The sequence below is a fragment of the Microcystis sp. BLCC-F209 genome (assembly GCF_041928595.1).
In the GTDB taxonomy this organism is placed as follows: Bacteria; Cyanobacteriota; Cyanobacteriia; order Cyanobacteriales; family Microcystaceae; genus Microcystis.
The window spans coordinates 1-9,211 of record NZ_JBHFLL010000122.1 but is presented as its reverse complement, the minus strand read 5'-3'; the positions used below and the strand labels follow the sequence as shown (position 1 = coordinate 9,211).

Sequence of the window (9,211 nt, the reverse complement as noted above, 5' to 3'; positions counted from 1 at the left end):
AGAAATTTTTTCTTTCTTCCAGACATCGATAATTTTTTGGCGAAAATCTACGGAATAGGGTCTCATAGGAAGCTGGCGAGTTCTATTATTTGTCTATTTGCTTTTCATTGTACCTCATAGCTCCAAGAAGTGCTATATATCAGCTTTCAACAGGATTATTTGTCGGTTGTCCATAAAATTCCTTCTTCCCGAATTCGGTGGGCAAAATGACAGTTTTTCAGCAGAATAATATCCACCTCTCTCCCCAGATAATAGGAAAGAATACTAATAGCCTCAAAGTGCAGTTCGGGATTGATATTTTCGACGGCAATATCCACATCAGAACCGGGGTGAAATTTATAGGGACGAGTCACGGAGCCAAAGATATAAGCTCGATTAATTCCGTATTTTACAGCATTTTCATGAAGCCATTGTTGAGTTTTCGCCAGCAGGGTTTGTCTTTGCTGTTCTCCTTGAATATCTTTTTCTTTGAGGATTTTATCGAGTTCTGGGGTAGGAAAAGCGCTCATGGGCTTATTTTACCATTGAGTTTAGGTAAGCGGTTCTAATTAAATAGAAGATAGATTTTGCCTTCGATCCCCCCTAACCTTGATCAGGGGGGTGTCGAACAGTTTGCTACTTTATTGATAACGACAATGCCCAATTAGTCAAGGTTTGAGCTATCACCACTACAATAAAATCACTACCTATCTTGATTTAGAGGATTTTTTCTAAACCGTAAACGAGGGATTGCAGCTGAGTAACTTTGCGGATAGAGAGGAGAACCCCCGGCATATAACAGGAGCGATCGCTGGTATCATGACGAAGGGTATAGATTTCCCCTGGGGAACCGAAAATGACTTCTTGGTGAGCAATTAAACCGGGTAAACGCACGCTATGAATACGGATGTTCTCAGCAGTTAAACCACCTCTAGCGCCGGGGATGGTTTCTTTTTCGGAAACTTGGGCAGGATTAAAGGTTTTACCTAATTCTGCCAGTAATTCGGCGGTTTTGATCGCCGTTCCACTGGGTGCGTCTGCTTTTTGATTGTGATGCAGTTCGATAATTTCCACATGATCAAAGTAGCGGGATGCTTGCAGGGCAGCCTGTTGTAGTAAAACCATGCCAAGGGAAAAATTGGGGATAACTAAACAGCCGGTGCTGGCTTTTTCGGCAAATTCGGCTAAATCTTGCAGTTGTGCCGCCGATAATCCCGTAGTTCCCACCACGGGACGCACTCCATAGGCGATCGCACTGCGGGTATTGTCATAAACACCGTCGGGATGGGTAAAATCCACCATCACCCCTTGCACTTGTTCCTGAGTTGCCAGGACTAAAACACTCTGTAAATCGTCGAGAATCGGCACTTCTAGGGGTTCACAACCGGCCACTTCCCCTACATCCTGGCCTCGAAAAGCTGGATTTCGATCCACTGCACCCACTAAGATCATATCGTCGGCACGAGCAACGGCTTTAACGACTTCCCGTCCCATTTTACCAGCTGCACCGTTGACAACCACGGGAATCGGGCCTCTATTTTCGGTCATGGTCAATTATTCTCCTTATATATAACCTGAGTTCGGGATAAGAAAAGGGAGAAGTGATCTGCTGAAAAACAGAAAACCATTCAGCCACCTTGCCCTAGGGTTAGTATAGATGCTTTATTCTGTCATGTCGATGATTTTTGCCAACAATTTGCACCTCAATGCTCAAAAAGCTTACTTGCTTATGGACTGAAGACTCGATAACAAAAAAGAAGCTTATGTCTGTGGGAAATTATGACGATTTTAATCGCTTTTCATAGTGTTCATTACAGAAACTTCAAGTCCTATTATTTAGACCGTGTAGCTGAATACTGGAGTGATGCTTTTGCCATTTACCCAGTTATCAGCACTTTGTCGAGTCGATTCCTTTTTGCCTCTATCTCAAACATTGCTGCTGATGCGTTTCAAATTTGCATTGGCCCATTATTAAATCTAGTTTATCTCAACCCCAGAAAATACCTCAATTAATGACAGAGCAGCACCATGGCGATACCGATACCTAAACTTAAACCCACCAGCACTTGAAAAGGAGTATGACCAATTAATTCCTTTAAACGTTCCTCATTAAATTCCTTGCCTCCCTGGAACATTTCATCGATAATTTGATTGAGAATCCGGGCCTGTTTTCCCGCTGCCTGACGCACTCCAGCCGCATCATACATAACAATAACCGCAAAAAGCGCAGCGATGGCAAATTCGGAACTAGACCAACCCATCTGTAATCCTACCCCAGTAGCCAAAGCTCCCACCAACGCCGAGTGAGCGCTAGGCATTCCCCCCGACGAGACTAGATAGCGCAGACTAACCTTACCATCGCGGATTAGCTCAATCAGCGCTTTTAGTCCCTGGGCGGTGAAACAAGCTAAAAGAGAGACTAGCAGTATTTGATTGTGTAACACCTGCTCGAAGTCCTGCATAATCTCATTCGTTTAATTTAATTTTTACGATTAACAATATACTCGGCGATGGCCCGTAAAGGTTCAGCGGCCTCATCGTAGCCACTCAATTCACCGATGGCACTATCTATTAACTGTTGAGCTTGCTGGCGGGACCCTTCTATCCCCCAGAGACTAGGATAGGTAGCTTTTTGTGCCTGTAGGTCTTTACCGGCGGTTTTGCCTAATTCCTCGTTTGTCGCCGTGATATCAAGAACATCATCGATAATTTGGAAAGCCAAGCCAATATTTTGGGCATAACGGGCTAATTTAGCTATATCTTCCCCTTTTGCCCCCGCTAAAACTGCCCCCGACACCACAGAAGTCTCCAACAGGGATCCCGTTTTGTGAGTGTGGATAAAACCGAGAGTTTCTGCCGAAATATCGGGTTTTCCCGCAGATTCCAAGTCTAAAACCTGACCCCCCACCAAACCCGCTGCCCCGACAGTGCGACCTAAACGGGCAATTACCTCTAAAATCTGTAGGGGAGGTACATTACGAGTCTGAGTAGCCACATACTCGAAAGCGTAGGCCAGGAGACCATCCCCGGCTAAAATAGCTATATCTTCGCCGAAAACCTTATGATTGGTTAATTTCCCGCGTCGGTAATCATCGTTATCCATGGCGGGTAAATCGTCATGAATTAATGACATAGTGTGTATCATTTCTAGGGCGCAAGCGGTGGGTAAAGCCATCTCTAGGGAACCCCCCATCAGTTCACAGGTAGCCAGACATAAAATCGGTCGCAGACGTTTGCCCCCAGCAAGGAGAGAATAGCGCATCGCCTCGTAGATTTTGGCAGGATTGCCGATAACTAAAGAGCTATCTAAAGCTGACTCGACAATCAACCGCTTTTCCTCCAGATAGGAAGCCAGGGAAAAGTTCTTGTTTTTCCTCACTTCTACTCCTCGTTCGCCCCTAGTAACCATGTCTTTTTGTCTTGAACCGACTGCTTCTAAAACTATATCAGGAAACTCCCCCTCGATGGGAATTAAACTGACTGCTCCCTTGTACCCTAAGCTGTTGAGTATCTAAATTACCCCTTCAGACTGCATGGCAGCTCCGCAGTTGACCTTCTGAACATTTGTACTAAATTTTTCCAGACGGAGAGAGTCCAATTCTCTTTTCTGATGCCTATTTTCTCTTTTAACCTGAAAAAATACCTCCCTCAGTCCAGAGATTAGCAAAAAACAGGCGATACAATTGAATTTCACCGCAGTTATCCTGGGAGATGCTAAAGTTTTGATGATTCGGTCAAACTTCCGTTTTCTTAGCTTGCGGTTGGGAAATTTCTCGATTAGCCTATAATTAGGGTTATCCTAGTAATATATTTTATGCTGCCAGGGCAAATTTTAGGCGATCGATACCAAATTCAAAGTCAGTTAGGTAAACAAACCGGAAGACGCACTTTTCTCGCCCAAGATATAAAAACGGGCGCTACTGTTGTTGTCAAATTATTAATCTTTAGTACCGATTTTGAATGGACAGATTTAAAACTTTTTGAACGGGAGGCCGAAACTCTTAAACATCTAGATTGTCGCTCGATTCCCGAATATATCGACTATTTTGAAGTTCGCACCGATACCTATCAAGGTTTCGCCCTTGTTCAGAGTTATATCGAGGCGAAATCTCTCAAGGAACAGCTAGAAAATGGTCGCAAATTTAGTGAGGCAGACCTGCAAGAATTAGCCAAATCTATCCTAGGGATTTTAATTTATCTTCATGGAATTAGCCCGCCAATTATCCACCGAGATTTGAAACCTAGTAATATCTTACTAAAAGATCGATCAGGTCATAGTATCGGTAATGTTTATTTAATTGATTTTGGTTCTGTCCAGACTGTTGCCCAACAGGAACAAGCCACTTTAACTATCGTCGGAACCTACGGTTATATGCCCCCTGAACAATTCGGTGGTCGCACCGTTGCCGCTTCTGATTTATACAGTTTAGGGGCCACTTTAATCTATCTAGCTACAGGAATTCATCCCGCCGATTTACCCCAAAAAGATGGCAAAATTCAATTAAATAATTTAGCCAATTTAAGCCCTGCTTTTGTTCATTGGTTAGGACAGTTAATTGAACCTAGTCTCGAAAAAAGGTTTATTTCAGCACAGGCAGCAAATCAAGCTTTACATACTCTCCACGAAATGCAATTAACTTCCTCGAACCTTGAAAAACCCGCAGGGAGTCGGGTACAGTTGCAAAAAAATGAGGAGAAAATTAAAATATCTTTACCTCCCGAAGGTTTTACCCCTAAATTAATTTTTCTTGGAGCTTTTGCCATCGCTTGGAACGCTTTTTTATTAGTATGGACAGGAGGAGCAATTTCTATTCCTCTGTGGATGAGTTGGTTTTTTCTGCTCTTTTCTTTGCCTTTTTGGTTTGTGGGTTTAGGAATGCTTGGCGGGATTATTTATTGCCTCAAAGGGGAGGAAATTATCACTATTGATAGGGAAGAAATTGTGGCCATTCAGCGAATTTGTGGTTTGAAACTTCCGGGCAAAAAGAAAATGGCACGGGAACATATTAATAAACTGGTGAAAGCTGATAGTTATCATACCAAAGATGGTGATGGCGATCGAGTTTATGTGCCGATGGCTTTAACTATTTGGGCGGGGACTAAAGAATATACTATTAGCAGTAAGACAAAAGAATATCTGAGTCAACCCGAAATTGAATGGTTAGCAGCGGAATTGAGCCAATGGTTAGGAATACCAATTACTAATAAGTAGCTTGTTAAAATCAGCTTTTTTCTCCCCTCTCCCCTCTCCCCTCTCCCCCACTGATTACTGCTTACTGATAACTGAAAAATCTCCCCAATTCCCCACTTCCCACCTCCTAATTCATAATTCATAATTCATAATTCTCTCTCCCCCATCTTCCCTCTCCCCTCTCCCCACTTCCCATCCCCTGATATAGACGAACTGTCTGTGATCAGTGTAAAATTTTATGAAGAGTCTGGGCTTTTTTCTCCCTTTTCCTGAGAAATGCCCCAGCGCCAGTGACTAAAATCAAAATTGTGCATCCCATCGATAATTAAGTTTATGAGCGCCACTATTACCGTAGAAAAACGCAAATTAGAAAAACCCCCTTTAGAACTGCATTATCTCGGCGATCGAGTCCTGCGTCAACCGGCCAAGCGGATTACTAAGGTCGATGACAGCATTCGCCAATTAGCCAGAGAAATGCTGCAAACTATGTATAGTTCCAATGGTATCGGTTTAGCGGCTCCCCAAGTGGCAGTCAATAAACAATTGATTGTCATCGATTGTGAACCCGATAAACCAGAAAATCCGCCCTTAATTCTGATCAATCCCCAAATTATCGGTTATAGTCGGGAATTGTGCAAGGCGGAAGAGGGTTGTTTGAGTATTCCCGATGTGTTTTTAGATGTCATCCGTCCCCAAGCGATCGAAGTGAGTTATAAAGATGAACAGGGGAAACCGCGAAAACTGCAAGCTAACGGTTTACTAGCGCGGGTAATTCAACACGAAATGGATCATCTCAATGGTGTCATGTTCGTGGACAGAGTAGATAACGATTTGGCACTGAATGAAGAATTAAAAAAACACGGTTTTTCCGTGCAAGCGGTGAAACCCGTCGAGAAAGTGACAAAATAAAGGCATTAGTTAATTTAGGCGAGGAGTGAAGATGACCCCGAAAAGCGGCGTTTTATTGTTATTATCCTGTATTGCAGCGATCGCTGGTGTGGGTTGTGTCTTTGAAATTAGTTCGGGAGAACCGGATTTAGGCAATACCACCACTGGCTTAATTCTAGCGGCAAGCATACCATTAACAGCCCTATTTTTTTGGGCGGCGGTTAAAGACACGAGAGCCAATTACAAATAGAATAACTTCCCCTCGGTTGCAGAAGAGAGAATTTATTTCTCTCTTTTGTTTGTTTTAACTACAGGACAAATTGCCAGAAAAAGTTACTACTTTTGAGGACTTTAAGTAGCTGGTTATAATTAAATTAAAAATAGTTTTTAGGTTCGATACCCCCTTAGTACTAGGGTTGATTCATAGTAGGGTTGATTCATGAATCAACCCTACCCTTAGTCCCCCGTTGATAAGGGTGGTGTCTGATAATTTTTAACGCCTACCTACTTATCAGCTTTTATGACAATCAATCATATCCTGACCAGTGAAAATCTGATTAGGTAAAGATTTCCCCCCTCTCTCCTATATCCGCAATCTAGAATGATAAAATAGGTGATGTTAAAAGCATCATTCATTAGCTATGACCACAACCTACAAAGTAGAAATTTCCCATTTAGGAACCACACAAACGATCGAAGTTAGGAAAGATCAAACTATACTACAAGCGGCCTACGATGCGGGGATTGACTTACCCAGTTCTTGCAATGCGGGCGTATGTACTACCTGCGCCGCTCAACTTTCCCAGGGTAGCGTTGAACAAGGTGAGGGCATGGGATTATCCCCCGACCTGCAAAAAGAAGGCTATGCTTTGTTATGTGTGGCCTATCCTCGCTCGGATATTAAACTGGAATCTGGCAAGGAAGAAGTAGTTTATCAACGTCAATTCGGAAAACCCTAGGCCAGACTGGGGTTAAGATGACAAATTTTCGGGGGTTTCCCCCCAAAAAAACAGATTTTGAGCCAATAGAACCGGCAAACCCTAACTAATAGCTGAATGCTGACTAATAAGGGAGAACTTTTGCTCTGCACTCTTGAGGGCTGCTTTCATGAAACCATAAAAGAGAGGATGAGCTTTATTGGGACGAGAGCGAAATTCGGGGTGAAATTGGGTAGCAATAAAGAAAGGATGTTTTGGTAGTTCGATAATTTCCACCAAACGACCATCGGGAGAAGTGCCACTCACCAGATAACCAGTCTCGAAAAAGAGACTACGATAGGCATTATTGAACTCGTAACGGTGACGATGGCGCTCATAGATAACCTCTTGACCGTAGAGGGAGAAAGCCAGACTATCGGGATTTAAACGGCAGGGATAGAGACCTAAGCGCATTGTTCCCCCTAAATCCACCACATCTGCCTGTTCTGGCAGTAAATTAATCACTGGATTGGGTGTATCTTCTTCAAATTCGGAACTATTGGCCCTTTCTAATCGGGCCACATTGCGACCCCATTCGATAATCGAACACTGCATCCCTAAACAGAGACCCAAGAAAGGAATATTATTGACCCTAGCATACTCGATCGCCTTAATTTTGCCATCCACACCCCTAATACCAAAACCACCGGGTACAACAATACCGTCAACACCGCTTAAATGAGCTTCGGCCGAATCGTTATCCACATCTTCGGCACTTACCCAACGCAATTCTATCTCGCTATTAAGGGCAATAGCGGCGTGTTTGAGGGCCTCCACCACCGAGAGATAAGCATCCCCCAACTGCACATATTTCCCGACGATAGCTATCTCTAATTTTTGACTGGGGGATTGCATCTGTCGGATGAGATTTTCCCACTCCTCCAGATGGGGGTATCGGGGACTGAGGTTGAATAATTCTAGGGTTTGTTGCGCTAATCCCTCTTTTTCCAGATTGAGAGGAACTTCATAGATACTGCTGGCATCCTGAGCAGTAATCACCGATTCCACCGGCACATCACAGAAAGCTGAGAGTTTTTCTTTTAACCCCGGTTGTAGGGGTAGATGACAACGACAGACTAACACATCCGGTTGAATACCGATCGATCTTAATTCCTTGACCGAGTGTTGCGTCGGTTTCGTTTTCATCTCCTTGGCCGCCGGAATCCAAGGAATTAGGGTAACGTGCATATAAACCACGTTATTTCGACCTACATCCTTCCTAAATTGCCTAATTGCTTCTAAAAAAGGCAAAGATTCGATGTCTCCCACCGTACCACCAATTTCTGTAATGACAATATCGGGGTTGGTATCCTTGGCCACCCGGAGAATCCTTTCCTTGATTTCGTTGGTAATATGGGGAATTACCTGCACCGTTCCCCCCATATAAGCACCACGGCGCTCTTTATTCAATACCGCTTGATAAATCGAGCCAGTAGTCACGCTATTGAGACGGGAGAGTTCCGTATCGGTAAAACGTTCGTAGTGGCCAAGGTCGAGGTCGGTTTCGGCCCCATCATCGGTGACAAATACCTCTCCGTGTTGAAAAGGACTCATCGTACCCGGATCCACGTTGATATAGGGGTCTAATTTCAGAATTGAGACGGAATAATCCCGACTTTTCAACAATCTTCCCAAACTAGCGGCGACAATTCCTTTCCCAATACTGGAGACAACTCCCCCGGTGACAAAGACAAATTTACTCATAAAATTCTTCCTGCGATCGATTATACCTAGCAAGGGGTGAGAGTTTTCGGGATGGGGTTGACCCTGAGAGAAGCCGAAGGGCGGTGTCATTTTCCCAGATTTCATTATAACCGGAGGATCTATACCGCTCAACTAAACTTACTCAAACTTACTTAAAAGCCTGAAAGCTTAGTCATTCGTAGTGGGTCAAGCACTACAGGATTAAACGGCAAACCCTTTATTCCCTGGTCAATGACATCAGGAATTACTTTTCTAATGATGTTAAATGACCCATTGACATCGGCATTTAACAACTGATTTGTTCCCATTTTATACAGTCCCCTAGCTAACCTTTTCCCTTAAATAATGGTTTTTCTTCACCATATTTAGGTAACTCATCCCTATCTAAAGCACTGGATTGTGAGGTATAGGATTCTTCAGTTATTATGACTTTTATTCCTTTTAATTGAGCTTTGTAGGTTAACATTTCTAT

Annotated in this window: 10 protein-coding genes; 5 read left to right on the top strand and 5 right to left on the bottom strand. The window is 43.4% G+C overall.

The features are described 5' to 3' along the window. Positions 1–155: 155 nt before the first annotated feature. Positions 156–509: a nucleotidyltransferase family protein gene (locus tag ACE1AQ_RS07880; RefSeq protein ID WP_008203336.1), complete on the bottom strand. Its 354-nt coding sequence runs from the start codon at positions 507–509 to the stop codon at positions 156–158. A 187-nt stretch (positions 510–696) separates the two neighbouring features. Next, positions 697–1,527: a 4-hydroxy-tetrahydrodipicolinate reductase gene (gene dapB / locus ACE1AQ_RS07875; RefSeq protein ID WP_008203338.1), complete on the bottom strand. Its 831-nt coding sequence runs from the start codon at positions 1,525–1,527 to the stop codon at positions 697–699. Positions 1,528–1,758: 231 nt separating this feature from the next. On the opposite strand from dapB, the gene ACE1AQ_RS07870 reads away from it, so the two are divergent. Beyond that, a complete protein-coding gene (locus ACE1AQ_RS07870) occupies positions 1,759–1,992 on the top strand; it encodes a hypothetical protein (protein ID WP_106909311.1) in 234 nt (77 codons plus the stop codon). On the opposite strand, the gene ACE1AQ_RS07865 is transcribed toward ACE1AQ_RS07870, so the two are convergent. Together ACE1AQ_RS07865 and crtE are read right to left on the bottom strand one after the other, a co-directional pair. Beyond that, positions 1,989–2,441 carry a divergent PAP2 family protein gene (locus tag ACE1AQ_RS07865; protein WP_008203347.1) on the bottom strand — a complete coding sequence of 151 codons (453 nt, stop codon included), beginning with the start codon at positions 2,439–2,441 and terminating at the stop codon, positions 1,989–1,991. The genes ACE1AQ_RS07870 and ACE1AQ_RS07865 overlap by 4 nt on opposite strands. 17 nt (positions 2,442–2,458) lie before the next feature. Beyond that, positions 2,459–3,388: a geranylgeranyl diphosphate synthase CrtE gene (gene crtE / locus ACE1AQ_RS07860; RefSeq protein WP_008203348.1), complete on the bottom strand. Its 930-nt coding sequence runs from the start codon at positions 3,386–3,388 to the stop codon at positions 2,459–2,461. Positions 3,389–3,793: 405 nt separating this feature from the next. Between crtE and ACE1AQ_RS07855 the strand changes: the two genes are divergently transcribed. The 4 genes from ACE1AQ_RS07855 (at position 3,794) to ACE1AQ_RS07840 (ending at position 7,017) form a co-directional block, all read left to right on the top strand. Next, on the top strand, positions 3,794–5,191 hold the full coding sequence (locus ACE1AQ_RS07855) for a serine/threonine-protein kinase (protein ID WP_008203350.1): 1,398 nt from the start codon (positions 3,794–3,796) through the stop codon (positions 5,189–5,191). Positions 5,192–5,503: 312 nt separating this feature from the next. Then, positions 5,504–6,079: a peptide deformylase gene (gene def / locus ACE1AQ_RS07850; RefSeq protein ID WP_008203351.1), complete on the top strand. Its 576-nt coding sequence runs from the start codon at positions 5,504–5,506 to the stop codon at positions 6,077–6,079. A gap of 31 nt (positions 6,080–6,110) precedes the next feature. Further along, complete coding sequence (locus ACE1AQ_RS07845) at positions 6,111–6,308, top strand: hypothetical protein (protein ID WP_008203353.1); 198 nt, start codon at positions 6,111–6,113, stop codon at positions 6,306–6,308. Positions 6,309–6,699: 391 nt separating this feature from the next. Continuing rightward, positions 6,700–7,017 carry a 2Fe-2S iron-sulfur cluster-binding protein gene (locus ACE1AQ_RS07840; protein ID WP_008203355.1) on the top strand — a complete coding sequence of 106 codons (318 nt, stop codon included), beginning with the start codon at positions 6,700–6,702 and terminating at the stop codon, positions 7,015–7,017. Positions 7,018–7,098: 81 nt separating this feature from the next. Here the strand turns inward: ACE1AQ_RS07840 and ACE1AQ_RS07835 are convergent, their stop codons facing one another. Next, entirely contained in the window at positions 7,099–8,739 is a 1,641-nt protein-coding gene (locus ACE1AQ_RS07835) for a CTP synthase (RefSeq protein ID WP_008203357.1), read from the bottom strand. Positions 8,740–9,211 lie beyond the last annotated feature (472 nt).

Bases quoted from the DNA above. Each gene is read 5' to 3' on its own strand.
- ACE1AQ_RS07880 (WP_008203336.1), bottom strand. From the start codon at position 509: ATGAGCGCTTTTCCTACCCCAGAACTCGATAAAATCCTCAAAGAAAAA.
- def (WP_008203351.1), top strand. From the start codon at position 5,504: ATGAGCGCCACTATTACCGTAGAAAAACGCAAATTAGAAAAACCCCCT.
- ACE1AQ_RS07855 (WP_008203350.1), top strand. From the start codon at position 3,794: ATGCTGCCAGGGCAAATTTTAGGCGATCGATACCAAATTCAAAGTCAG.
- ACE1AQ_RS07835 (WP_008203357.1), bottom strand. From the start codon at position 8,739: ATGAGTAAATTTGTCTTTGTCACCGGGGGAGTTGTCTCCAGTATTGGG.
- ACE1AQ_RS07845 (WP_008203353.1), top strand. From the start codon at position 6,111: ATGACCCCGAAAAGCGGCGTTTTATTGTTATTATCCTGTATTGCAGCG.
- ACE1AQ_RS07865 (WP_008203347.1), bottom strand. From the start codon at position 2,441: ATGCAGGACTTCGAGCAGGTGTTACACAATCAAATACTGCTAGTCTCT.
- ACE1AQ_RS07840 (WP_008203355.1), top strand. From the start codon at position 6,700: ATGACCACAACCTACAAAGTAGAAATTTCCCATTTAGGAACCACACAA.
- dapB (WP_008203338.1), bottom strand. From the start codon at position 1,527: ATGACCGAAAATAGAGGCCCGATTCCCGTGGTTGTCAACGGTGCAGCT.
- crtE (WP_008203348.1), bottom strand. From the start codon at position 3,388: ATGGTTACTAGGGGCGAACGAGGAGTAGAAGTGAGGAAAAACAAGAAC.
- ACE1AQ_RS07870 (WP_106909311.1), top strand. From the start codon at position 1,759: ATGACGATTTTAATCGCTTTTCATAGTGTTCATTACAGAAACTTCAAG.